At 28.9% G+C, this 25,496-nt stretch carries 21 protein-coding genes and 1 other annotated feature; of the genes, 20 read left to right on the top strand and 1 reads right to left on the bottom strand.

From position 1 onward, the window contains the following. Positions 1-49 precede the first annotated feature (49 nt). From I2E83_RS12800 to I2E83_RS12895, 20 genes are all read left to right on the top strand, one after another. The gene (locus tag I2E83_RS12800; protein ID WP_142418740.1) at positions 50-1,438 is read left to right on the top strand and encodes a hypothetical protein; all 1,389 of its coding nucleotides are present in this window, start codon (positions 50-52) and stop codon (positions 1,436-1,438) included. A gap of 265 nt (positions 1,439-1,703) precedes the next feature. Beyond that, a complete protein-coding gene (locus I2E83_RS12805) occupies positions 1,704-2,570 on the top strand; it encodes a DegV family protein (RefSeq protein ID WP_195430155.1) in 867 nt (288 codons plus the stop codon). A gap of 311 nt (positions 2,571-2,881) precedes the next feature. Continuing rightward, positions 2,882-3,095, top strand: a binding site (T-box leader). Between the two features lie 158 nt (positions 3,096-3,253). Further along, complete coding sequence (locus I2E83_RS12810) at positions 3,254-3,919, top strand: amino acid ABC transporter permease (protein ID WP_195430157.1); 666 nt, start codon at positions 3,254-3,256, stop codon at positions 3,917-3,919. Continuing rightward, a complete protein-coding gene (locus I2E83_RS12815; RefSeq protein ID WP_195430159.1) occupies positions 3,900-4,574 on the top strand; it encodes an amino acid ABC transporter permease in 675 nt (224 codons plus the stop codon). The genes I2E83_RS12810 and I2E83_RS12815 overlap by 20 nt, the downstream gene beginning before the upstream one ends. A 10-nt stretch (positions 4,575-4,584) precedes the next feature. Further along, on the top strand, positions 4,585-5,331 hold the full coding sequence (locus tag I2E83_RS12820) for an amino acid ABC transporter ATP-binding protein (protein WP_279325020.1): 747 nt from the start codon (positions 4,585-4,587) through the stop codon (positions 5,329-5,331). 21 nt (positions 5,332-5,352) lie between these two features. After that, entirely contained in the window at positions 5,353-6,180 is an 828-nt protein-coding gene (locus tag I2E83_RS12825) for a cysteine ABC transporter substrate-binding protein (protein ID WP_195262835.1), read from the top strand. Between the two features lie 191 nt (positions 6,181-6,371). After that, the gene (locus I2E83_RS12830) at positions 6,372-6,962 is read left to right on the top strand and encodes a protein kinase (RefSeq protein WP_195262836.1); all 591 of its coding nucleotides are present in this window, start codon (positions 6,372-6,374) and stop codon (positions 6,960-6,962) included. Between the two features lie 236 nt (positions 6,963-7,198). Beyond that, complete coding sequence (gene chvE / locus I2E83_RS12835; RefSeq protein ID WP_195430161.1) at positions 7,199-8,287, top strand: multiple monosaccharide ABC transporter substrate-binding protein; 1,089 nt, start codon at positions 7,199-7,201, stop codon at positions 8,285-8,287. A 98-nt stretch (positions 8,288-8,385) separates the two neighbouring features. Further along, the gene (mmsA, locus tag I2E83_RS12840) at positions 8,386-9,909 is read left to right on the top strand and encodes a multiple monosaccharide ABC transporter ATP-binding protein (RefSeq protein WP_195430163.1); all 1,524 of its coding nucleotides are present in this window, start codon (positions 8,386-8,388) and stop codon (positions 9,907-9,909) included. An 11-nt stretch (positions 9,910-9,920) separates the two neighbouring features. Beyond that, the gene (gene mmsB, locus I2E83_RS12845; RefSeq protein ID WP_195430165.1) at positions 9,921-11,135 is read left to right on the top strand and encodes a multiple monosaccharide ABC transporter permease; all 1,215 of its coding nucleotides are present in this window, start codon (positions 9,921-9,923) and stop codon (positions 11,133-11,135) included. A 321-nt stretch (positions 11,136-11,456) separates the two neighbouring features. Next, a complete protein-coding gene (gene eno / locus I2E83_RS12850) occupies positions 11,457-12,752 on the top strand; it encodes a phosphopyruvate hydratase (RefSeq protein WP_195262843.1) in 1,296 nt (431 codons plus the stop codon). A gap of 164 nt (positions 12,753-12,916) precedes the next feature. After that, positions 12,917-13,147 carry a preprotein translocase subunit SecG gene (gene secG, locus I2E83_RS12855; RefSeq protein WP_195262844.1) on the top strand — a complete coding sequence of 77 codons (231 nt, stop codon included), beginning with the start codon at positions 12,917-12,919 and terminating at the stop codon, positions 13,145-13,147. A 76-nt stretch (positions 13,148-13,223) separates the two neighbouring features. Continuing rightward, the gene (locus I2E83_RS12860) at positions 13,224-13,601 is read left to right on the top strand and encodes a PH domain-containing protein (RefSeq protein ID WP_195262845.1); all 378 of its coding nucleotides are present in this window, start codon (positions 13,224-13,226) and stop codon (positions 13,599-13,601) included. 579 nt (positions 13,602-14,180) lie between these two features. Then, on the top strand, positions 14,181-16,418 hold the full coding sequence (rnr, locus tag I2E83_RS12865; protein WP_195262846.1) for a ribonuclease R: 2,238 nt from the start codon (positions 14,181-14,183) through the stop codon (positions 16,416-16,418). A gap of 220 nt (positions 16,419-16,638) precedes the next feature. Continuing rightward, positions 16,639-17,109: an SsrA-binding protein SmpB gene (gene smpB, locus I2E83_RS12870; RefSeq protein ID WP_195262847.1), complete on the top strand. Its 471-nt coding sequence runs from the start codon at positions 16,639-16,641 to the stop codon at positions 17,107-17,109. 150 nt (positions 17,110-17,259) lie between these two features. Then, entirely contained in the window at positions 17,260-19,161 is a 1,902-nt protein-coding gene (locus I2E83_RS12875) for a sigma 54-interacting transcriptional regulator (protein WP_195430167.1), read from the top strand. A gap of 513 nt (positions 19,162-19,674) precedes the next feature. Continuing rightward, on the top strand, positions 19,675-20,841 hold the full coding sequence (locus I2E83_RS12880) for an iron-containing alcohol dehydrogenase (protein ID WP_195262849.1): 1,167 nt from the start codon (positions 19,675-19,677) through the stop codon (positions 20,839-20,841). Between the two features lie 270 nt (positions 20,842-21,111). Further along, on the top strand, positions 21,112-21,999 hold the full coding sequence (locus I2E83_RS12885) for a sulfide/dihydroorotate dehydrogenase-like FAD/NAD-binding protein (protein WP_195430170.1): 888 nt from the start codon (positions 21,112-21,114) through the stop codon (positions 21,997-21,999). Between the two features lie 2 nt (positions 22,000-22,001). Next, on the top strand, positions 22,002-23,390 hold the full coding sequence (gltA, locus tag I2E83_RS12890; RefSeq protein WP_195430172.1) for an NADPH-dependent glutamate synthase: 1,389 nt from the start codon (positions 22,002-22,004) through the stop codon (positions 23,388-23,390). Between the two features lie 319 nt (positions 23,391-23,709). Then, positions 23,710-24,108: an Rrf2 family transcriptional regulator gene (locus I2E83_RS12895; protein ID WP_195262852.1), complete on the top strand. Its 399-nt coding sequence runs from the start codon at positions 23,710-23,712 to the stop codon at positions 24,106-24,108. 92 nt (positions 24,109-24,200) lie between these two features. On the opposite strand, the gene I2E83_RS12900 is transcribed toward I2E83_RS12895, so the two are convergent. Beyond that, positions 24,201-25,466 (bottom strand): amidase domain-containing protein, encoded by a 1,266-nt coding sequence (locus I2E83_RS12900; RefSeq protein ID WP_195430173.1) that lies wholly within the window; start codon positions 25,464-25,466, stop codon positions 24,201-24,203. Positions 25,467-25,496: the final 30 nt, after the last annotated feature.

Genomic DNA, 25,496 nt, shown 5'->3' on the forward strand with positions numbered 1-25,496 from the left:
AGAATACTATTTGGAATTATATTAATCATGAAATTTAGAAATAAAGGAGATGGGAAAAACGAAATTTATAGAGCAATATTTTAAGGGTGAATCAATAGTTTTAGAAGAATCAAATTTAAAAAGCTTCTGGTATGAATCTATGAAAAATATTACAATTGGCTTCATGTTTACTTTAATTACTTTTGATTTTTTTTATTTACAATATATTTTACCGTGTATAGGAGCAGTACTTTTATATATTGGATTTCACAACTTGCGAAAGGAAAATAAATCTCTTAACTTAGCTTGGATCTTTTCCATAATAAATATGATATTTCGAGTGTTAAATTTGATATATTTAAATACACCATTAAATGTTAACGTTAAAGGTATTGGTATATTAGCATTTGTATCTACAGTTTTTCAATTAAGTTTTCTTGTTATTTTTAGATTAGGTTTAAAGAAAATTTTTCAGGAATCAGGAGTTATCTTAAAAAAAGATATTATTTTAAGGATAATTATTTGGAGAATTGTAATTATTATTTGTGCATTAACAGAATTAGGACAAATTTGGGTTATATCTATTCCAATAATTATTTATTACTTTTATATATTTAAATCCTTATATAAATTAAGTTACGACATTGAAGCTATTATTTACATAGATTCGAGGAAGATTGAAATACTTAATAAGAAAAAGCTTACTTATACATATATGCTATTTTCTACTTTTGTAGTTGGAGTTTGTTGTGTATTTTCTAATCATATTAGTCTAGATTCAAGTGAGGTTATTTCTGTTAAGGAATTTGGATTTAGAAATACGCTGATTGATAAAGGCGTCCCAATAGAAATTGTTAAGGATATAGAAGACGAGGATATTAGTAAACTTAAAAATTTAATAAATATTGAAACTTTTAGTGAAGATTTAAAATTTAATTCTATTTTAAATGATTTTGGAATTGATGTTCAAGTAACAACTATATTTTTTGAACTTTATGGTAATGAAATGTATGCAATTGAATATTTTAACTGGGGGGAAGAAGGACCTTATTGGCAAGATGGTTTTGATATAAGTAACACAAGACCTTTAAAAGTTATAAATGGAAGATTATTATATGAAAAAGATGGGGTTAATTATTCAGCTGAAATACCTAGGTTAAATGGTGGAATGGTTACAAGTAGGGATATATTTGGAGATGAAAGGCAAGAAGAAAAAATTACAGGTGCTATAAATTATCCTTATAAATCTCAAAAACAAAGAGGGTATATTTTCTATAAAATAGATATTACTCAAGAATCTTTAGCTGGAACAAATATAGTAAATTATATGCATTATAATCATCCTTTTAGAATTCCTTATACTGAACCAGAAAAGAAAATTATAATGTTTAGTAATAAGTTAAGACAACATGGGACGAATTTTAGCACTAATCTAAGTAAGGAACTGTTTAGTAATTAAAAAATTTTTATTAATTATTGTTATTATGTATGCATAGTTTATTTAATTTAAAATACATAAGAAATTTGCAAATTTAAGGGCTAACGAATTATATTGTTTAGTATATTAGAGATGTATATCATCCTTTACTGACTTACTTTTGGGTTGACAATAAAGGTAATATATATCTATAGAATATTTTGATATTCAAAGGATTTGACAATGAAAAAATTTGAATGTATAATATCAATTACTAAAACGAAAGTAATTGTAGGAGTTGAATATTATGAAAGTTAGACTTATAACTGATTCAGCATGTGATTTGCCTTTAGATTATATTAAACAAAACAATATAGAAGTAGTACCACTTATGGTTAATATAAATGGAGAATTTATACCTGATGATCTAGGACAAACTTTAAAGCACCAAGATTTTTATAAAATGATAAAAGAAGGTGCAATGCCATCTACGACTCAAGTAAATGTTGGAACTTTTTTAGAAGTATTTAAGAAGTATGTAGAGCAAGGAGAGTCGATAATTTATATAGGATTATCTTCGGCACTAAGTGGAACTTATAATAGTGCTTATACTGCTAAAGAGATGATTTTAGAAGAATATCCAGAGGCGAATATAAAAGTTATTGATTCATTAAGTGTATCTCTTGGAGAAGGTTCTTTAGTTTATAAAGCAAATGAAATGATAAAAAATAATATAGATATTAATGAAATTGTAGAGTATATAGAATCTATTAAAAAGAAAGTTATTCATGCAATTACTGTAGATGATTTAAATCACTTAAAAAGAGGTGGACGAATTTCAGGTACAGTAGCAGCAGTAGGAGGATTACTTGGAATAAAACCAACTTTAAAAATAGATGATGATGGAAAAGTTATACCAGGAGATAAAATAAAGGGAAGAAAGAAAGCTTTAAAATCTTTAGTTCAGCAATTAAAAGAAAAAGCAATAAACCCGGAGGATCAAGTAGTATTTATATGTCATGCAGATTGTTTAGAAGATGCTGAAGATGTAAAAAGAATGATACTTGATGAAGTTAAGGTTAAAGATATTATCATTAATTCTATAGGTGCAGTAATAGGGACTCATGGTGGACCAGGAACTCTAGGAGTAGTATTTATAGGAAATAAAAGATAAAAGATTAATCGATTTATTTTTAATCCCATAAAAACAATTAATTTAAAATAAAGAGTTGCCTTTTGGCAGCTCTTTTATTTTGGGTTTAAGTTATAAAAAGTTTTTCTTTAAATAGCTTTTTATAATTTTTATTCTATACACGTGAACAATTTAATTATATAAACATACATTGAAATAAAATATTAGTAATAAAAATATAGAAACAAAAAATAATGGGGTAAAATGTTAAAAATAAAATGGTAGAAATAAATAATACGTATTGACAAATAAAACCAAGAGGGTATAATTTAATTAAACATATCGGAATAGTAGGAAAAGCTAAGATGAAGAAAGTAGTATATTAATAATGCTTACAGAGAGAAGGAATTGCTGAGATCCTTTAGCAAAGTAATATATGAATTGCACTTCGGAGTTTAAAATGTGAAATATAAGTAGTATTTTAACGGATCGCCGTTTATAGCGAATTTTTAAGGTGGAACTATGTTCAATTAGAGTGGAACCGCGGAGTATGACTTCGTCTCTTATAAAGTTGTAAGGGAGGAAGTTTTTTATTTATATAAATTACATTAGGAATATTATATTTAAATTTAATATAAATTTTGATAGGGTTAAGGTTTTAATATGTTTAAGTTGCTTTATCGTTTAGAAAGTGCATATTGAGTTATAAGATTTAGGGGGATTTTATGGAGTTAGATTTCAATTTTATTATCAGTAGTTTACCACATTTTTTTCAGGCAACAATCGTCACTATAAAATTAGCAATTATATCGATTATATTGTCTATTCTAATTGGATTAATAATAGAAGTGGCTAGATATTTTAATATAAAATTGCTAAATATAATATCAAAAGTATATATAGAGTTTTCAAGAAATACACCATTATTAATACAAGTATTTTTTCTTTATTATGGATTAACTAAGATAGGAGTAACCTTAAGTGGATTTACTTGTGGAGTAATAGGTTTATCATTTTTAGGTGGAGCTTATATGGCAGAATCCTTTAGAGGTGGAATAGATGCAGTTGCCAAAGCACAAATAGAAAGTGGACAAGCTTTAGGCTTAAGGAAAACACAGATTTTAACATATATAGTGATGCCAATGAGCTTTTCTATATCAATTCCATCCATAGTAGCTAATTGTATCTTCTTAGTAAAAGAAACATCTATTATAGGGTCAATAGCTGTTGCAGAGCTTATGTTTGTTACTAAGGATGTTATAGGAATGTACTATAAAACAAATGAAGCATTAATATTAGTTGTGATATTTTATCTTATAATATTACTTCCTATTTCAATAATCAGTAGGATATTAGAGAGGAGGTTAAGATATGGAGAATTTGGCAGATAATATAATTTTTAATATAGATAACATGAAAAGACTCATGGAGGGGTTATTGGTAACATTAAATGTAGCTATTGTATCTGTTGTTTTATCAACTATATTAGGAGTTATATTTGGAATAATTATGACAAGTAAAAGAAAGTTTGTAAAGGTAATATCAACTATATATTTAGAGAGTATAAGAATAATTCCATTAATGGTGTGGTTATTTATTTTTTACTTTGGAGTACCTACATTTTTAAATGTTCATTTAGAATCTGCAATAGTTGGATATATTGTTTTTACTTTATGGGGAACAGCAGAAATTGGAGATCTAGTAAGAGGGGCAATTACTTCTATTCCTAAAATATATTATGAATCATCAAAGGCATTATCTTTGAATAAGATACAAACTTATAAGTACATTATTATTCCAATTAGTATTAGAAGAGTTCTGCCAGGTATTATTAATTTAAGCACTAGAATGATTAAAACTACAACATTAATGACTTTAATAGGTGCAGTTGATTTAGTAAAAGTTGGACAGCAAATTATAGAAAGAACAGTCTTAACAGAGCCACTAGCATCTTTTTGGATTTATGGACTATTGCTTATAATATACTTTTTAATTTGTTTCCCAATATCATTGGGAGCAAAGGCATTAGAGAAAAAACTAAACTAGGGGGGATTTTATGAGTGAAGAAATATTGCTTAATGTAAAAAATATAAAGAAAAAATATGGAGAAATAGAAGCATTAAAAGGGATAGACTTAGAAGTTAAAAAAGGCGAAGTAGTAGTAATTTTGGGACCTTCAGGTTGTGGTAAAAGTACATTTTTAAGATGCTTAAATGGCTTAGAAGATATATCTGGAGGAGAAATCATCTTAAACAATTATGGGATTTTAGGTAAAGAGGTAGAATTTGAGAAGGTAAGAGGAACAATAGGAATGGTGTTTCAAAGCTATGAATTATTTCCTCATATGAATGTTATAAATAATATTTTGCTTGGGCCGACTAAGGCTCAAAATAGAAGTAAAGAAGAGGTTGAAAAACAAGCTGATGAACTTTTAAAAAGAGTAGGATTATTTAATAGAAAATATGCATATCCAAGAGAACTTTCAGGAGGTCAAAAACAGAGAATTGCAATAGTTAGAGCTTTGTGCATGAATCCGGAGATAATGCTTTTTGATGAAGTTACAGCAGCATTAGATCCAGAAATGGTTAGAGAAGTTTTAATGGTATTATTAGAACTTGCACAAAATGGAATGACTATGGTTGTAGTTACTCATGAATTAGAATTTGCAAAACATGTGGCAGATAAAATTGTGTTTATGGAGGAAGGGAAAATAGTAGAAGAATCTTCTCCAAAAGAATTTTTTGAAAATCCAAAAACTGAAAGAGCAAAAAGCTTTTTATCATCATTTGATTTATATAAATAAAAAAGGAAGGGGCAGGTAAAAATGAAAAAACTTTTATCATTAATTTTAACATTAGTAATAGCATTGGGGGCATTAGTTGGATGTGGAAGTAAATCAGAAGAGAGTAAGTCATCAATAGATGCAATTAAAAAGGTAGGAAAAATAAGAATTGGAGTATTTAGTGATAAGCCACCATTTGGCTTTGTGGATGAAAAAGGAGCAAACCAAGGTTATGATGTTTATTTAGCAAAAAGATTGGCTAAGGATTTATTAGGAGATGAAAGTAAAGTTGAATTTGTATTAGTTGAAGCAGCAAACAGAGTAGAATACTTACAATCAAATAAAGTTGATATAATCTTAGCTAACTTTACAGTTACAGCAGAAAGAAAAGAAAAAGTAGATTTTGCAACTCCATATATGAAAGTTTCATTAGGAGTAGTTTCACCAGATGGGGCACCAATAAAATCAGTAGATGACCTAAAGGGAAAGAAACTATTAGTTAATAAGGGAACTACAGCTGAAAGCTATTTTACAAAAAACTATCCTGATATTGAACTAGTTAAATTTGAACAAAATACTGAAACATTTGCTGCATTAAAGGATGGAAGAGGTGCTGCATTAGCACACGACAATACTTTATTATTTGCTTGGGCAAGAGAAAATGAAGGTTATGATACTTATATTTCAAGTTTAGGCGAAGAGGATGCAATAGCACCAGCTGTTAAAAAAGGAGACACAGAGTTATTAGAATGGCTTAATAAAGAAATAGATGAGCTTACTAAAGAAGGATTTTTTAAGGAAGCTTATGATACAACTCTAGCACCAATATACGGAGATACTGTAAAACCAGAAACAGTAATATTTAATTAAATATGAATATAACGGCAAAGATAAATTGATATGTTCCATTTATCCTTGCCAATTTATATTTGTTATTTAATTAATGTGGAGAAGTAAAATAGTGAAAGAAACTTTTTCTTTATAAATAAAAGCAGAAACTTGTGATAATATCTACGTATAAGTAATAATATATAATAATAATATTTTTATGGGAGAGTTATATGGCTAGGACTTATTCTTATTCAGCAGATTTTGATGCTGAAACTGAAGAGCTTTTTAAGGAAGCCGTTTTTCTTGGTGAAGGTCATAATGGTATTGTTTATGAGTTACCCGGTAATAAAGCAGTAAAGATATTTCAAGAAGCAAAATGTTGTAAGGAAGAAGGGGAGATACTTAAAAAAGTAAGTAGGTCTAAATATTTTCCAAGGGTATATAATTTAGGTAAGTTTTATATAGTAAGAGATAAGGTTGAAGGACATAGGTTAGACCATTACATCAAGAAGAAAGGCTTTAATTATGAAATTTCAGAAAATCTATATTATTTAATAGAAGAATTTAAAAGACTTAAATTCACTAAATTAGATGCTAGATGTAGAGATATTTACATAACAAGTGATAATAAGGTTATGGTTATAGATCCAAAGCAATGTTATAAAAGAAAGGTACATTATCCAAGGCATCTAATGAAGGGACTTGATAAAATTGGAGTGTTGGAAAGTTTTTTAGAGGATATTAGATTAATTGATAAAAAAGTTGCAAGAGAGTGGGAAAAGAAATATAAGCAATACTTACAAAATGGTGAATTAGAGTAAAAAAGAGTCTAGACAGGCTCTTTTTTATTTTGTAAAAGAATTTTATCCTAAAATGCATAAAAATTATTAAAAATATTTACAATAAATACACATTTTGGTAGAATATAATTGTACGTAAGATTAATAAGGTGTATTCAAAGTGTACGTACTTTACAAAGTTGTTTTTGGAGGTGAATAAATTAAGGATTATATAATTTGAATCATTTATAAAAATTATATTGTAGAGGAGAGCTTGTATGAAAAAATTATTATCATCTGTTTTAGCTTTAACTATGTCTTTAACACTTATGAGTTGTAAATCGAATACAAATGAAAATTCTTCGGCAAATAGCAAAAATAAAACAATAGGTATTGCACTGCCAACTAAATCATCGCAAAGGTGGATTGATGATGGAAACAATATGAAAGAAAAATTTGAAGAGCTTGGATATAAAGTAGATATGCAATATGCTGAAGATGTCGTAGAAAACCAAGTTTCTCAAATAGAAAATATGATTACAAAAGGAGTAGATGTATTAGTTATTGCTTCTATTGATGGAGAAGCATTATTTGATGTTATAAATAAAGCAGCAGAACAAAAAATTCCTGTAATAGCATATGACAGGTTAATACGGGGTTCAGAAAATATATCTTATTATGCAACATTTGATAATTTTAAAGTTGGAGTATTACAAGGAAATTATATAATTGAAAAGTTAGGACTAGATAAAGGTGAAAAAGGTCCATTTAATATAGAGTTATTTGGAGGATCCCCAGATGATAATAATGCATACTTCTTTTATGATGGAGCAATATCTGTATTAAAACCTTATATTGATTCGAAAGTTTTGGTTGTTAAAAGTGGACAAATGGGAATGGACAAGGTATCAACATTAAGATGGGATGGAGCAACAGCACAATCAAGAATGGATAATTTGTTAAGCACATATTATTCAAGTGAAGAAATAGATGCTGTTTTATCACCATATGATGGCATTAGTATAGGAGTACTATCTTCATTAAAGAGTGTCGGATATGGCAATGGAGATAAAAAGCTACCGATAGTAACAGGACAAGATGCAGAGATTCCTTCTATAAAATCAATAATTTCAGAGGAGCAAACACAAACAGTATTTAAAGATACTAGAGTACTTGCGGAAAAGACTGTAGCGATAGTTGAAGCTGTATTAGAAGGTAAGGAAGCCCCTGTAAACGATACAAAAACTTATGATAATGGTAAAAAGATAGTCCCTTCATATCTTTGTGAACCAGTTTCTGTAGACATAAATAATTACAAAGAAGCTTTAATTGATTCAGGATATTACACAGAAGAGCAATTGAAGTAAAAATTAAAAGTTAGAATATGTCTTATAAGGCTTTTGTAGGATATATTCTAACATTAATTTTGAATAACTACTTTACTTATTTAGAGGGAGGTTGGGATATGGAAAATATCATTCTAAAAATGAAGGGAATTACTAAGCTATTTCCAGGAGTAAAGGCATTAGATAATGTAAATCTAGAAGTTAAAGAAAATGAAATTCATGCATTAGTAGGTGAAAATGGTGCTGGAAAGTCAACTCTTATGAATGTATTGAGTGGGATATATCCTTATGGAAGTTATAGTGGTGAGATATACTTTAAAGGAAAATTATGCTCTTTTAAAAATATTAAAGATAGTGAAAAATTAGGAATAGTTATAATACATCAAGAGCTAGCTTTAATACCATATTTATCTATAGCTGAAAATATATTTTTAGGAAATGAGAAAAGTAAGAATGGAGTTATTAATTGGAATACCACAATCAATAAATCAAAAGAGCTTTTAAAACGAGTTAGATTAGATGAATCACCAGATAAACTAATAGCGAATATAGGAGTAGGTAAGCAACAGTTAGTCGAAATTGCCAAGGCCCTTTCTAAAAATGTTTCATTACTAATTTTAGATGAACCCACAGCAGCATTAAATGATGAAGATAGTAAGGTGTTGTTAGATCTTCTTATAGAATTAAAAGCTCAGGGTGTATCATCAATATTAATTTCACATAAATTGAATGAAATATCTGATATTGCAGATAGAATTACAATAATAAGAGATGGATCAACGATAGAAACTCTAGATAAAAAAGTCGATGGAATAAATGAAGATAGAATAATAAAAGGAATGGTAGGTAGGGACTTAATTGATAGATTTCCAAAAAGAAACAGTAAAATTGGTGAAGTTTCTTTTGAAGTAAAAAATTGGAATGTTTATGATACATTAGATACACAAAGACAAATAATAAAAAATATTAACTTGAATATAAGAAGAGGAGAAGTTGTAGGGATAGCCGGTCTTATGGGGGCAGGAAGAACTGAACTTGCAATGAGTATATTTGGAAGAAGCTTTGGAAGCAAGATATCAGGTGTAATATTAAAAGATAATAAAGAGGTATCCTTTAAAAATGTAAAAGAAGCTATAAAAAGTGGAGTTGCATATGTAACGGAGGATAGAAAAAATTGCGGACTAATTTTAATAGATAATATAAAAAATAATATTACTTTAGCAAGCTTAAATAAAATAAGTAAAAATAATGTTGTTAATAATAATGATGAAATAAAAGTAGCAGAAAGTTTTAGAAGTAAAATGAATATTAAATCTTCTAGTATATTACAAAATACAGGAGACCTTTCTGGAGGAAATCAACAAAAAGTTGTGCTTAGTAAATGGATATTCTCAGAACCTGATGTACTTATTTTGGATGAACCAACTAGAGGAATTGATGTTGGAGCCAAATATGAGATTTATACTCTCATTAATGAGTTAGCTGAATCGGGCAAATCCATTTTAATAATATCATCTGAATTACCTGAAGTTCTTGGATTAAGTGATAGGATATATGTTATGAACGATGGGAGGATAGTCGGAGAATTAGATAAAGAGGAAGCTTCACAAGAAAATATAATGAGATGTATAGTTAATAGTTAGGGGGGAATCATATGGAGAAGGTAAAAACACTATTTAGTGGAAATATTAGAAAGTATGGAATGGGTATTGCACTTATATCAATAATGATATTATTTGAAATTTTAACAAATGGAATATTATTAAAACCATTAAATATTACAAATTTAATATTACAAAATAGCTATATATTAATTCTTGCTATAGGTATGTTATTAGTTATAGTAACAGGAAATATTGATTTATCAGTTGGTTCTATCGCTGCTTTTGTAGGAGCTATAGGAGCGATGCTTATGATTAACTATAAAATATCGGCTATTCCAGCCATGATAATTTGCTTAATAATTGGTGCAGCAATTGGGGCATGGCAAGGCTTTTGGATAGCATATGTAAAAATTCCAGCCTTTATAGTAACACTTGCAGGAATGTTAATTTTTAGAGGATTAACTCTTGTAATATTGCAAGGACAAACTTTAGCCCCTTTTCCAGAATTATTTCAAAGTATAAGTTCTGGATTTATACCAGGAAAATTTACAGCTATAATAGTTGGAATTTCGATTTCAATAATATTTGTATTGCTTCAGATAAAGGATAGAAATAGTAAAATGAAAAATGGTTTTGATGTTCAGTCTGTTACCCTTTTTATAATTAAATGTTTACTTACTATAGGAGTAATAAATATATTTATGTATTGGCTTGCTGCATATAATGGAATACCTACAGTTTTAGTTTTACTTACAGTATTAATTATAGGATATTCATTTATTGCGAATAAGACTATAATTGGTAGGCATATATATGCGTTAGGTGGAAATCAAAAAGCAGCAGAATTATCAGGAGTAAACACAAGGAAAACTTTATTTTTAGTTTATATAAATATGGGGATAATAGCAGCTTTAGCTGGGATGATATTTGCTGGTAGATTAAATGCAGCAACACCAAAAGCAGGAGCTAATTTTGAGTTAGATGCCATTGCAGCTTGTTATATAGGTGGAGCATCAGCAATGGGTGGAATAGGAAGTGTATTTGGAGCTATTATAGGTGGATTTGTAATGGGAGTTCTAAATAATGGTATGTCAATTTTAGGAATAGGAGTAGATTGGCAACAAGCAATTAAAGGACTGGTGCTTTTAATTGCAGTAGCTTTTGATGTATATACTAAATCAAAGGCAACTAATGTAAATAATGAAACAAAAAAAGAAAAAGATAATATTAGTATTAATAAGAAAGTGAAAACTATAAATTCATAGGAACTAATAGAAGTTCTATTAATAAAAAGTTCAGACGAGTCTGAGCTTTTTTTAATTTGTAACACTTATCATAAATATTATAATAAAAAAATTCCTTTTAAATGATTACAGCCACAAATAAATATTGAAAATTATGGTCAAAGTGGTATAATGATATTGAAAATGTGATAATGATTATTATTTGCTAAAAAATGTTATTTCTTTCAGAAAAATCTAGATGTATATCTTTTTATGAATAAATTATTACTCATAAGAAATAATATAAAGGTATGGATATAGGCGAAAGAAATTATACATTTCAAATATAAGGAGGAAAAAGTAATGAAAAATTATTGTGAAATAGTAGACGTTGTAGCAAGACAAATTCTTGACTCAAGATGTTTCCCTACAGTAGAAGTTGAAGTATACTTAGAAGATGGTACTGTAGGAAGAGCAGCAGTTCCATCAGGAGCATCAACTGGTATGTATGAAGCAGTTGAATTAAGAGATGGAGATAAAGATAACTACCTAGGAAAAGGTGTTTTAAAGGCTGTTCAAAACGTAAATGATACAATTGCAGAAGAATTAATTGGATGCAACGTATATGATCAACCATATATAGATAAAATGCTTATCGAATTAGATGGAACTCCAAACAAAGCAAAATTAGGTGCTAACGCTATATTAGGTGTTTCACTTGCTGTTGCTAATGCAGCTGCAAAATCATTAGATTTACCATTATACCAATATGTAGGTGGAGTAAATGCAAAAGTTTTACCAGTACCTATGATGAACATAATCAATGGTGGATCACATGCTGATAACTCAGTTGATTTACAAGAATTCATGGTTATGCCAGTTGGAGCTAAAACATTTAGCGATGCATTAAAGATGTGTGCTGAAGTTTATCATACATTAAAGAAAACTTTACATGATAAAGGATATTCAACAGCTATCGGTGATGAAGGTGGATTTGCTCCAAACCTTAAGTCAAACGAAGAAGCGATTGAAGTTATTATAGAAGCTATAACTAAAGCTGGTTACAAAGCTGGAGAAGATATGTTCATCGCTATCGATGCTGCTTCATCAGAATACTACAAAGATGGAAAGTATGTATTAGAACATGAAGGAAAAACTTTAACTGCAGCTGAAATGGTTGACTTCTTAGAAAACTGGGTTAACAAATACCCAATTATCTCAATCGAAGATGGTATGGCTGAAGAAGACTGGGAAGGTTGGAAGCTAATAACTGAAAGATTAGGTAAGAAAGTTCAATTAGTTGGTGATGACTTATTCGTTACTAACACTGAAAGATTAGAAAGAGGAATCGACATGGGAGTTGGTAACTCAATCCTAATCAAGTTAAACCAAATCGGTACTTTAACAGAAACTTTAAATGCTATCGAAATGGCTAACAGAGCTGGTTATACAGCAGTTATTTCTCACAGATCTGGTGAAACAGAAGATACTACAATTGCTGATTTAGTTGTAGCTGTTAACGCTGGTCAAATCAAGACTGGTGCTCCTGCAAGATCTGAAAGAGTTGCTAAGTACAACCAATTAATAAGAATTGAAGAAGAATTAGACGATGTAGCTGAATACAGAGGAAGAAAAGCATTCTTCAACATCAAGAAATAATTAAATTTTAATATATAAGGATAAGATTTTATAATCTTATCCTTATTTTTATAAGGGATTATAAGGGATAATTTTGTAACTATTGACTTGTAATGTAGCATTTAATATGATAATATAAAGTTATGTAAATATGACCGTTTTGAGTAATCATGGGAGGTATAAGAATGAAAGATGTTTTATTAGTATTAGAAGTGATCTTAGGGTTAGCAATCATAATATCAGTATTATTACAACCAAGTAAAACAGATGCATTAAGTGGACTTATTCAAGGAAGTAAAAATGAAACTTTCTTTTCAAAGAATAAAGCTAGAACAAAGGAAGCTATGCTATTAAAAGTAACAATTGTAACAATGACTTTATTTGCTGTGAATACAGTAGTATTAAACTTAATATAATGTTATAACAAGAGCTGCTTTTTATAATAGGTAGCTCTTTTATACTATTTTATCTTAAAATAAAGGGAGTGTTTTTATGGGTATATTTAATGGATTAATGGGAAATGCTTCAGAAGTTAATTTAGAAGCTTTAAAAAAAGAATATGGAAAAATATTAGCATCATCAGAAACTATAGAAAAAGCTTATAAACTAGTAAGAGATACGTTTATTTTCACAAATAAAAGACTTATTTTAGTTGATAAGCAAGGTGTTACTGGAAAGAAAACAGAATATCATTCAATCCCATATAAATCAATAACTCATTTTAGCATTGAGACTGCTGGACATTTTGACTTAGATGCAGAATTAAAAATATGGATTTCTGGAACAGCCCTTCCAATAGAAAAGCAGTTCAACAGCAGCTTAAATATTTATGAGTTACAAACTGTATTAGCTGAATATTGCTTAAGATAAATGGGATAAGTGAAAGAATGAAAAATGAAAAAGTTTAGGAAATAATTCGCTTGCGTTAAATTATAGAAAGTCAGCTGTTTGTAGAATAAATTTACAAATGAGTAGAATGTTAATTCATAATAGATAATTTAAGCAAAATGAATTATATGGAAAAGTGAAGGAATAATTAATAGTTGGTAATTGGTGTGGACAATTGACAATGGGGTTGTTGATTGTCTGTTTTTTTGATTAAATATAAATTGGTAAATAAAACCCTAATAGGAAAATGGGTGAAATTAATAAAAGTGTTTCGGAAGTGTGTAATATCAAGGGAAGATGGATAAACTAGAGAAGGATGAAGAAGTTAAGGGTAAAATAATTAATAATGAAAGAATTAGCAAATAATTCATCTAGGGTGAATTATAAAATGGATCTGACTGTAGATTAATTTACAAATAGCCAAGAATTAATGATATATTATTTTATTTTACAAATGATATAGATTTTAAATTATACATATAATAAATGTATAACTTACTTATAAAATCAGATTAGAAATAGATTTTTAAATAAATTGAATTATATGGAGGAAACGTATATATGGGAATTAAACAGACGTTATTAAGTTTTATGAGAGAGGAAGCATACAGACCAATGGATATTCAAGAGTTGGTTGCTGTATTTGATATAAATCCTGATGAATATAAATCTTTTAAGAAAGTTCTAAAATCAATGGAAAGGGAAGGCCTAATTGTTAGGACAAAGAAAGATAAGTTTGGTGTGCCTGAAAGACTTGGTTTAATAACTGGTAAGTTACAAGTGCATCAAAAAGGATTTGGATTCTTACTTCCAGATACTGAGGGGGAAAAAGATGTTTTCATACCAAGTTCATCTATGAGTGGTGCTATGAATGGAGATAAGGTGTTAGTTCAAATAACAAGAGAAGATTTAAATGGTAAAAAGAGAGAAGGAGAAGTAAGAGAAGTTTTAGAAAGATCTAATACTAAAATTATAGGGGTATATGAAGATAGTAGAAACTTCGGATTTGTTGTTCCAGAAGATACAAGATTAAATCAAGATATCTTTATATCTAAAAAAGATAGAAATGGAGCACAAGATGGAGATGTAGTAATTTGTGAAATAGTTAAATGGGCAGATAAAAGAAGAAGTCCTGAAGGTATAGTAAAAGAAGTTTTAGGTAAAAAGGGAGATAAGGGGTTAGATATTCTTACAATAATTAAGAAGTATGGATTACCAGAAGAGTTCCCAGAAAAGGTTCTAAATTATGCAGAAAACATTGAAGAAGAAATAGATTCTAAGGAATATGCAAGAAGAAAAGATCTTAGAAATTTAAGAATGGTAACAATAGATGGAGAAGATGCTAAGGACTTAGATGATGCTGTTTCAATAGAAAGACTTGATAATGGTAAATTTAGATTAGGAGTTCACATTGCAGACGTATCTCATTATGTAAGAGAAAAGAATCCTTTAGACAAAGAAGCTTTAAAAAGAGGTACTTCAGTATATTTAATAGATAGAGTAATTCCAATGTTACCTAAGAAGTTATCAAATGGTATTTGTTCATTAAATCCTAAAGTAGATAGATTAGCTTTAAGCTGCTTTATGGTTATTGATAAGAGTGGAAAAGTAATTCAACATGAAATAGAAGAAACAATTATAAAAACTAGTGAAAGAATGACATATACAGATGTAACAAAGATTTTAGAAAATAATGATGAAGAACTTATTAAAAGATATGATTACTTAGTGGATGATTTTAAGGCTATGGAAGAGTTATGCAACATTCTTCGTGAAAAGAGAATGAAAAGAGGCGCTATTGACTTTAACTTTGAAGAATCAAAAATTATATTAAATGACTTAGGTAAACCAGTAGATATTAAGCCTTATGACAGAGCTATTGCAAATAGAATAATAGAAGAATTCATGCTTGTATGTAATGAAACAATAGCTGAGCATATGTTCTGGACTAATTTACCATTTGTATATAGAATTCACGAAGAGCCAGATGAAGAAAAGTTAGAAAAGTTTAAAGAGTTTGTATATAACTTAGGTTATATTGTAAGATGGGGTCAGGAAGCTCATCCAAGAGCTCTTCAAGATATATTAGAAAAAGTAAAAGGTAAAAAGGAAGAAACAGTAGTAAGTACTCTTTTATTACGTTCAATGATGCAAGCTAAATACTCACCAGAATGTGTAGGACACTTTGGTCTTGCAGCTAAGTATTATTGCCACTTTACATCACCAATAAGAAGATATCCAGATTTACAAATCCATAGGATTATAAAAGAACAATTAAATGGAAAGATAGATGAAAAGAGAGCAGGAAGATTAACTAATATAGTTGAAATAGCATCAAAACAATCATCAGAAATGGAAAGATTAGCTCAAGAAGCAGAAAGAGAAGTTGATGATTTAAAGAAAGCAGAATATATGCAAGAAAGAATTGGAGAAGAATTTACAGCTATTATATCTTCAGTTACATCCTTTGGTTTATTTGCAGAATTACCAAATACAATAGAGGGATTAATTCATATAACAGCTTTAGATGATGATTACTATATTTATGATGAAGCTCATTTATGCTTAATCGGTGAAAGAACTAAAAAGGTTTATAGACTAGGTGATGAAATCAAAGTTAAATGTACTAGAGTTGATATAGACAACAGAGAAGTCTATTTTGATTTAATTGAAGAAGAACAACCTAAGGAAGAAATAGTACCTAGTGAAAAGCTTAGTGAAAAAATTCAAGAAGCAAAAGATGAAATAAAAAATGAACTAGTTAATGAAGATGATAATGAAGATAGTGAAGAACTGTAATAAATTGCGAAGCAATTTATAATTGAAAAGTGATAATTGATAATTAAGAATGTTTTGAACAGCAAAACTTAAATTGGTGTGCAGCACCTTTATTTTAAAAATCTTTAGGATTTTTTCCTTAATTGTCAATTGTGCATTATCAATTATCCATTAAAAAAAATGTTCACATTTTTTTACTATTTTGTTATACTAAAAGAAAAATAAAATGAGTGGTGAGAATATGGTAAGGAAGAAAAATAGTAATACATTAGCTGAAAATAGAAAAGCTAGGCACGATTATTTTGTAGAAGAAACCATAGAGGCTGGAATAGCTTTAGTTGGAACTGAAGTTAAATCAATAAGAGCAGGAAAATGTAATTTAAAAGAATCTTACGCAGATGTAGAAAATGGTGAAATTACTATAAAAGGTATGCACATAAGTCCTTATGAACAAGGAAATATATTTAATGTTGATCCATTAAGGGAAAGAAAGCTTTTACTTCATAAGGAGCAAATATCAAGATTTGCGGGACTTGTAGCACAACAAGGATTTACTTTAATACCATTATCATTATATTTAAAAGATGGTAAGGTAAAGGTTGCACTTGGATTGTGTAGAGGTAAAAAGAATTATGATAAGAGAGATTCTATGTTAGAAAAAGCTCATAAGAGAGATATAGAAAGACAATTAAAGAACTCTACAAGATACTAAAAAATCAAATTTTAATGACTATAATTGTAATTTTTTATAAAAATACAATTATAGTCATATTATTTTGTAGAAAATTTATCAATCTAATAGTAAACTTATATTATACGGTATAAAGATTAAAGTAAAACAATGGTTAAGAGGTATAGAGTTATGTATAATAAAAGTTTATTAATCGAAAACTCGCATAAAAGAAGTGAAGATTACGGAGTTGAAAAAAGTAGCAATCATTCAAGAACCATGTTAAATGGAGAAGCGCTTAAAAAAGTACTAGAGATAAATAAAGAATTAATAGAAATATCAAAACCCTATATAGATATGGTAGTTGAGTCTGTAGAAGATAATGACTTTATCATAATTTTAACAGACAATAATGGATGCATACTTTATATAAGGGGAGCTGATTCAATAAAGGATGAACTTGAAAAGCTAAATTTAAAAGTTGGAGCCTATATGGATGAGAAAAATATAGGTACTAATGCAATGGGGACAGCAATAACAGAAAATAGATGTCTTCAAATAACTGCAAATGAGCATTATGCTACTATATTTCAAGGATTAACTTGCTCTGCAGCACCTATCCATAATAGTAAGTGCGAAATAATAGGAACTTTAAATTTAACAGGAAAAAGTAATATGAAACACCCTCACACCTTAGGATTAGTTATTTTTGGAGTTACAGCAATAGAAAACGAACTTTACAGAATAAAAACTAATTATATCTTAAATCAAACCTATAATTATATGAAAACTGTTATAGAAAATGTTGATAAAGGAATAATGATTATTGACATACATGGAAAAATAATAAACATAAATGAATTAGGATTAAATATTTTAGATAAAAGAAATCAAAACCTAATTAATGAAGACATAAATCATATTATCCCCAATTTTAAAAACATAGTAAGCAGAATATCAAAGAATAGTGAAACTATAACAAAAGAAATAAAGCTAAGTCATGCAAGCAAATATAAGACTGAAATTATTCTTAAAGGAATCAAATGTAATGAAAAAATAATAGGGATTGTAGCAACATTAACAAAGATAAAAGAAAAAAATAAAGAAAGTAATTTTACAGGGGCATTTTTTACTTTCAATGATATTATAGGAGAAAGTGATGCTATAAAAAATGTTATAACAAATTGTAAGATTATAGCTAATAGTCCTTCAACGGTATTAATTAATGGAGAAAGTGGGACAGGCAAGGAAATACTAGCGCAATCTATTCATAATTATAGTATAAGAAAAAATAATAAATTTATAGCTATAAATTGTGGAGCCATACCTGCTAATATAATTGAAAGTGAACTTTTTGGATATGAAGATGGAACTTTCACTGGAGGAAAAAAAGGCGGAAAGATAGGAAAAATTGAAATTGCTAATGGTGGAACATTATTTTTAGATGAAATAGGTGAAATGCCATTGGATATGCAAGTGAAACTACTAAGAGTTCTTCAAGAAGGGAGAGTTGCTAGACTTGGAGGAAGCATGGAAATTCCTGTAGATATTAGAGTGATAGCTGCAACAAATAAAGATTTAAAGAAAGAAGTTAAAAAAGGAACTTTTAGAGAAGATTTATATTATAGATTATGTGTAATTCCAATAAAATTACCACCTCTTAGAGAAAGAAAAGGGGATATAAGAAAGCTTATTGAATATTTCCTTAGCATGAAATCAATAGAATTAGAAAAAGAAATTCCTGAAATAACTAAGGAATTATTTAATAGGTTACTTGGATATAATTGGCCAGGGAATATAAGACAATTAGAAAACTGTATAGAAAATATAGTTAATTTAAATGGTGAGTTATCAGATGATATATTAGAGGAATCAGAAGAAAAAAGAAATGAAATATTAGATATAGATAGCAAAGATATTGTTTTTGACGGAGAAAAGGAAAAATGCTTTAACTTAGAGGAAATTGAAAAAGTAACTATAAGAAATGCTATAGAGCATAATAAATATAATATGACTAAAACAGCGAAAGTATTGGGAATAAGCAGAAATACACTTTACCTTAAAGTTAAAAAATACAATATTAATATTAACTAATAAATTGCTAATGTAAAGGCTAAGATAACTAGATATGTTCCATAAGCTAATAGCTGCACAAAGAAGTACTAGGTTCGAAAAAACTACTACGCCAAGAGTTTTGGTTAACTCGCTGCGCTCAAACAAACCAACAACACTAAGGCCTAGTAGTTATTCCTTCACCAAGTACTTCTAATTGTTCGCTATATGCTTATTACACATATTCTATTTATCTTAGCCAACTTATATTTTGCTACTTCAAATAATTAAATGAAGAATTAATACATATAATTATGTTTATTCTCAATTTATTTTAAAACGTAAGATAATAAGACGGTGTCCTAAAGTAGAGCAGTAAAAAATATTTAAACTGATTTATTTTAGGACATATTTATTTTAAAGCGTGCATAGTATTTACAGGAAGGTGAATGATTTAACAATATTGTTAAATTATAAACACTTGGCATGATTTTTGCTTATTATATTTATGTAAATAAGTAAGAAATAAATTATATAACTTTTAGGAGGTTTATTATGGCACGTTTTACATTACCAAGAGATTTATATCATGGGGAAGGATCTTTAGAGGTATTAAAGACATTAGAAGGAAAGAAGGCATTTGTTGTAGTTGGTGGAGGCTCAATGAAGCGCTTTGGATTCTTAGATAAAGTTGAAACATATTTAAAGGAAGCTGGAATGGAAGTTGAACTTTTTGAGGGAGTTGAACCAGATCCATCAGTAGAAACTGTTATGAGTGGAGCAGAAGCAATGAGAAGATTTGAACCAGATTGGATCGTTGCAATGGGCGGAGGATCACCAATAGATGCTGCAAAAGCAATGTGGATTTTCTATGAATATCCAGACTTTACATTTGAGCAAGCAGTTGTTCCATTTGGATTACCAGAGCTTAGACAAAAAGCTAAATTTGTTGCAATCCCATCAACAAGTGGCACAGCTACAGAAGTAACAGCATTTTCCGTTATAACAGATTACAAGGCAAAAATTAAGTATCCTCTAGCAGACTTTAATATAACTCCGGATATTGCCATAGTAGATCCTGATCTTGCACAAACTATGCCATCTAAACTTGTAGCACATACTGGAATGGATGCATTAACTCATGCTATCGAAGCTTATACTGCATCATTAAGATCAAACTTCTCAGACCCATTAGCAATGAAGGCTATTGAAATGGTTAGAGAGAACTTAGTTGCTTCATATAATGGAAATAAAGAAGCTAGAAACTTAATGCATGAAGCTCAATGTTTAGCAGGAATGGCATTTTCTAATGCACTACTTGGAATAGTTCACTCAATGGCTCATAAGACAGGAGCAGTATTCCATATTCCTCATGGATGTGCAAATGCAATCTTCTTACCATATGTAATTCAATATAACAGAGTTAATTGTGAAGATAGATATGCAGATATAGCTAAAGCATTAAAATTAGAAGGCAAAAATAATGCAGAATTAACAGATGCATTAATAGAAATGATCAATGATTTAAACACACAATTAAATATTCCACATACACTTAGGGAATATGGAGTAACAGAAGAAGACTTTAAAGATAATCTAGAATTTATTTCTCACAATGCAGTTTTAGATGCTTGTACTGGATCTAATCCAAGAGAAATTGATGATGCAACAATGGCTAAATTATTTGAATGCACTTATTATGGAACTAAGGTTAATTTCTAAAAGACTTTAAGTTTTCTAAAATAATAGATTGATTTTAAGGTTATCTTAAACAGAAATTATTTTCTTTTTGAGGTAACCTTAATTTGAAAAAGTAGATAAATAATTAGATAAAAATAAGTCGATAAATAAAAATAGAGTAATAATAAAAATAAGGAAATCTAAAAAGCAATATTTAGTAGTAAAGAATAATATTTACATTTACTAATTGTATGAATATTCGAAAAATGATAATATAAGATTGATATGAAAATAAGCCAGGGGGGAACAATCATGTATAAGATAGTGAAAAAAAGAGAACTTACTGATAACATATATCTTATGGATATAGAAGCACCAAGAGTTGCCAAATCTGCTAAGCCAGGACAATTTATAATTATTAAAAATAACGAAAAAGGGGAGAGAATTCCTCTAACAATAGCTGATTATGATAAGGTTAATGAAACTGTTACTATAGTATTTCAAGCTGTAGGAAGAGAGACAAAAGAATTAGCTAGTTTTGAAGAAGGAGATTATGTTAGCGACTTCGTTGGACCTTTAGGACAACCAAGTGAGTTTATACATGAAGACCTAGAAGAGCTTAAAAGGAAAAATATAATATTTATAGCTGGTGGTGTAGGGGCAGCACCTGTATATCCGCAAGTTAAATGGATGCATGAAAATGGTATTGCTTGTGATGTAATAGTTGGAAGTAGAACAAAGGACTTATTAATATTAGAAGATGAAATGAGAAAAGTTTCAGGCAATTTATATATATCAACAGATGATGGAACATATGGATTTAATGGTAGAGTAACAGAGTGTTTAAAGTACTTAATTGAAGAAAAGGGAAAAAAATATGATCATGCAATAGTAATTGGACCTATGATAATGATGAAGTTTATGTCAATGATGACTAAGGAATTAAATATTCCTACAACAGTTAGCTTAAATCCAATAATGGTAGATGGAACTGGAATGTGTGGGGCATGTAGAGTTACTGTAGGTGGAAAAGTGAAATTTGCATGTGTAGATGGTCCAGAGTTTGATGGACACCTAGTTGATTTTGATGAATCAATGAGAAGACAAGGAATGTATAAGACTGAAGAAGGAAGAGCTCAACTAAAAATCGAGGAAGGAGACACTCATAATCATGGTGGTTGTGGATGCAAGGTGGAATAGTTATGAATATGCAAGATAGAATGAAAAGAGTACCTGTTTCAGAACAAGCTCCAGAAGTAAGAGCAAAAAACTTTGAAGAAGTGTGCTTAGGATATATAGATGAAGAAGCAATAAAAGAAGCAAATAGATGTTTAACTTGTAAAAATCCAAAATGTGTTGATGGATGTCCAGTATCAATAAATATTCCAGGATTCATAGCATATATAAAAAATGGAGAATTTGAAAAGGCAGCTAAAGAAGTTGCAAAATATAGTGCATTGCCAGCAGTTTGTGGTAGAGTATGTCCGCAAGAAAGTCAATGTGAAGGTAAATGTGTATTAGGAATTAAAGGGGAACCAGTTTCAATAGGTAAGCTAGAAAGATTTATAGCAGACTGGTCAAGAACACATAATATAGAATTAGCAGAAAGAGAAGAAGATAAAAATAAAAAAGTAGCTGTTATAGGTAGTGGTCCTGCTGGATTAACTTGTGCAGGAGAGTTAGCTAAAAAAGGATATGATGTAACTATATTTGAAGCTTTACATGAACCAGGTGGAGTTTTAGTTTATGGAATTCCTGAATTTAGACTACCTAAGGATGATGTAGTAAAAGCTGAAATTGAAAACATAAAGAAGCTTGGAGTAAAGATTGAAACTAATGTTATAGTAGGAAGAACTATTACTATAGATGAGCTTATGGAAGATGAAAAGTTTGATGCAGTGTTTATAGGTTCAGGAGCTGGTCTTCCTAAGTTTATGGGTATTCCAGGAGAAAATGCAAATGGAGTTTTATCTGCAAATGAATTCTTAACAAGAGTAAACTTAATGAAGGCATTTAAAGAAGAATATCATACACCAGTTAAAGTGGGAAAGAAAGTAGCTGTAGTAGGTGGAGGAAACGTTGCTATGGATGCTGCAAGAACTGCTTTAAGGCTAGGATCAGAAACTCACATTGTTTATAGAAGAAGTGAATCTGAGCTTCCAGCAAGAGTTGAGGAAGTACACCATGCTAAAGAAGAAGGTGTAATCTTTGATATTTTAACTAACCCAACAGAAATTTTAGTAGATGAAAATGGTTGGGTAAAGGGAATGAAATGTGTTCAAATGGAACTTGGAGAGCCAGATGAATCAGGTAGAAGAAAGCCGGTAGTTAAAGCTGATTCAGAATATGTTATGGATGTTGATACTGTAATAATGTCACTTGGAACTTCACCAAATCCGCTTATATCATCAACAACAAAGGGACTTGAAACTAATAAGTGGAAATGTATAATAGCAGATGAGCATGGACTAACAACTAAAGAAGGAGTTTATGCTGGGGGAGATGCTGTAACTGGAGCAGCAACTGTTATTTTAGCAATGGGAGCAGGTAAAACTGCTGCAGAAGCTATTGATGAATATTTAAGTAAATAATGTTATAGAGTTATTTTTAACTTGCTACTATTTTAAATTGTGGCTCAAATGGTTAGAAATAACTCTTTTTTTTATATTTAATCTTCTAATTATTAATAAAAAATCAATTTTGTAAATTAATTGTAAATATTGTATATCCTTTAGAGTAATTTTAGGTAAGTATATAGTATAATATCCGTAGAGTAAATTTTATATAAAATTAAGAATAAAGTTTAAATGTTGTATAAATATAGAATCTTTAATTTTAATGTACATATAAAAGTTACTAGCAATTATAAATTAAGTTATGGCAATAATCATACGAAAGAGAGGAATTATTATGTACTTATCAAAATTTACTGATTACTCGTTTAGAGCCTTAGTATATCTAGCTGAAAATACAGACAAGCTATGTACTGTAGAAGAATTAGCAAAAAAATTAGAGATTTCAGAACATCATTTAAAGAAAATAATACACAAACTTGCTAAGACAGATTTAGTTATATCTATGAAAGGTAGAACTGGTGGATTAAAATTAGGCTTAGAGCCTCAAGATATAAATTTAGGTGAAGTTATCCGTATAACAGAAGATAACTTAAATATTGCACAATGTTTCAATAAGGAAGATTGTTGCCCATTTATAAGTTCAGGGTGTAAGTTAAAGGGAATAATGAATGAATCTTTAAATGCATTTCTTCATGAGTTCTCAAGATATACCCTACAAGACTTACTTAACTAAAGTTTAAAGGTATAAAATCCAGTTATTTAAAGTTATATGGTTAAAAATAGGCTATAAGTAAAATAACTATAGCCTATTTTTATTTTAATAATTTATTTTAAAGATACTATGTAAAATTCAGAATTATCATTATTCCAACCTAAATCAAAAGGTACTTTATACTTGTCAATAGAATTAGAATTAACTAAAGGATACCCAGCATTATCAAATCCTGTGATTATAGCACTATGCTCAATATAATCACCTTGCTTATATATGACTAAATCACCTAGTTTTATTTCATTACTTGACTTAGACATACTATCTAAGATTTCATCAAAAGATCCTGAAAAAGCTATAAATGCTTTATTACTAGATAAAAGATAATCTAAAAGTTTTTCAGAATTAACCCAAGTTTCACTTGCCATTACTCCTTTAGATTCATTAAACTTATAAGACCAGTTTTTATCTTGAGGAATTCCACCACCTTCAAGGCTATCAGATAAGCATTGAGATATAAAATTAGTACAATTTCCAGAGCCAGCAACATAAGTATAATAATTTGAATTATATTTACTATCTAAGTTAGTTGCAAAAGATATTCCAGAATACTTATCAGCATAATCTACAGCAGCTTCTCTATTATAAGTAGAACTATTTTCAGGTGTAGGATTAATTTTAAAATTTAAATTATAAGCTTTAAATCTAGTTAATGGAATATTCTTTTCAGTTAAATCAAAATCATATTTACCAAGGCCACCTTCAAAGCAATCTTGATAATAATCCTTAGTAACTATAAATGAATTTCCTAATTTCTGAAGCTCCAAAGTGTGTATTAAAGAAACACCAAAGTTATTTACTTTTTCAGGTGCATCATTATATATGTAATCAAATTTATATTCCTCACTTAAAGTTAAATCATATGTATTATTATTTTCCTTTATAGATGTAATCTTAGGTGTAGATTCTATATTTTTAAAACTTACATTTCTTTCACTTGCCCAATCTCTTAAGAAAGCAATTCTTTTAAATTCATGTTTTAATGAATAGCTACTAAAGGTTTGAGCAGTATCATAAAACTTATAAAGCTCTTCAACATTACCACTAGTAAAAGACTTATTACGAGTACTATATAGATCATTTAAAAATGAAATTATAGAAGCTTCTAAATTTTCATCACTATCAGTTATAAAAGTACCGGCATGTGCAATTGGTTCACCTTCATAAACTTCACTAAAAAATACAGAAGGCACAAAAGATGAGTTTGAGGTCTTAGAAATAAAAAACAAAAAATTAGTTATAAGAAAAATTGAAAATAAAAAATAACTACTTGCTTTGAATATCTTTTTTTTATTTTTATCTTTAAAGATATTACTCATATAAAAAACCTCCCTAGTATTGACCATATT

The organism is Clostridium sp. D46t1_190503_E9 (assembly GCF_015555225.1).
GTDB lineage: Bacteria > Bacillota > Clostridia > Clostridiales > Clostridiaceae > Clostridium.

Excerpts from the sequence above, each read along its gene's own strand:
- I2E83_RS12860 (WP_195262845.1), top strand. The coding sequence starts at position 13,224 with ATGGGTATATTTAATGGATTAATGGGAAATGCTTCAGAAGTTAATTTA.
- I2E83_RS12820 (WP_279325020.1), top strand. The coding sequence starts at position 4,585 with ATGAGTGAAGAAATATTGCTTAATGTAAAAAATATAAAGAAAAAATAT.
- gltA (WP_195430172.1), top strand. The coding sequence starts at position 22,002 with ATGAATATGCAAGATAGAATGAAAAGAGTACCTGTTTCAGAACAAGCT.
- I2E83_RS12875 (WP_195430167.1), top strand. The coding sequence starts at position 17,260 with ATGTATAATAAAAGTTTATTAATCGAAAACTCGCATAAAAGAAGTGAA.
- rnr (WP_195262846.1), top strand. The coding sequence starts at position 14,181 with ATGGGAATTAAACAGACGTTATTAAGTTTTATGAGAGAGGAAGCATAC.
- I2E83_RS12810 (WP_195430157.1), top strand. The coding sequence starts at position 3,254 with ATGGAGTTAGATTTCAATTTTATTATCAGTAGTTTACCACATTTTTTT.
- smpB (WP_195262847.1), top strand. The coding sequence starts at position 16,639 with ATGGTAAGGAAGAAAAATAGTAATACATTAGCTGAAAATAGAAAAGCT.
- I2E83_RS12830 (WP_195262836.1), top strand. The coding sequence starts at position 6,372 with ATGGCTAGGACTTATTCTTATTCAGCAGATTTTGATGCTGAAACTGAA.
- eno (WP_195262843.1), top strand. The coding sequence starts at position 11,457 with ATGAAAAATTATTGTGAAATAGTAGACGTTGTAGCAAGACAAATTCTT.
- I2E83_RS12815 (WP_195430159.1), top strand. The coding sequence starts at position 3,900 with ATGGAGAATTTGGCAGATAATATAATTTTTAATATAGATAACATGAAA.
- I2E83_RS12900 (WP_195430173.1), bottom strand. The coding sequence starts at position 25,466 with ATGAGTAATATCTTTAAAGATAAAAATAAAAAAAAGATATTCAAAGCA.
- mmsA (WP_195430163.1), top strand. The coding sequence starts at position 8,386 with ATGGAAAATATCATTCTAAAAATGAAGGGAATTACTAAGCTATTTCCA.
- I2E83_RS12805 (WP_195430155.1), top strand. The coding sequence starts at position 1,704 with ATGAAAGTTAGACTTATAACTGATTCAGCATGTGATTTGCCTTTAGAT.
- secG (WP_195262844.1), top strand. The coding sequence starts at position 12,917 with ATGAAAGATGTTTTATTAGTATTAGAAGTGATCTTAGGGTTAGCAATC.
- I2E83_RS12800 (WP_142418740.1), top strand. The coding sequence starts at position 50 with ATGGGAAAAACGAAATTTATAGAGCAATATTTTAAGGGTGAATCAATA.
- I2E83_RS12825 (WP_195262835.1), top strand. The coding sequence starts at position 5,353 with ATGAAAAAACTTTTATCATTAATTTTAACATTAGTAATAGCATTGGGG.
- I2E83_RS12880 (WP_195262849.1), top strand. The coding sequence starts at position 19,675 with ATGGCACGTTTTACATTACCAAGAGATTTATATCATGGGGAAGGATCT.
- I2E83_RS12885 (WP_195430170.1), top strand. The coding sequence starts at position 21,112 with ATGTATAAGATAGTGAAAAAAAGAGAACTTACTGATAACATATATCTT.
- I2E83_RS12895 (WP_195262852.1), top strand. The coding sequence starts at position 23,710 with ATGTACTTATCAAAATTTACTGATTACTCGTTTAGAGCCTTAGTATAT.
- chvE (WP_195430161.1), top strand. The coding sequence starts at position 7,199 with ATGAAAAAATTATTATCATCTGTTTTAGCTTTAACTATGTCTTTAACA.
- mmsB (WP_195430165.1), top strand. The coding sequence starts at position 9,921 with ATGGAGAAGGTAAAAACACTATTTAGTGGAAATATTAGAAAGTATGGA.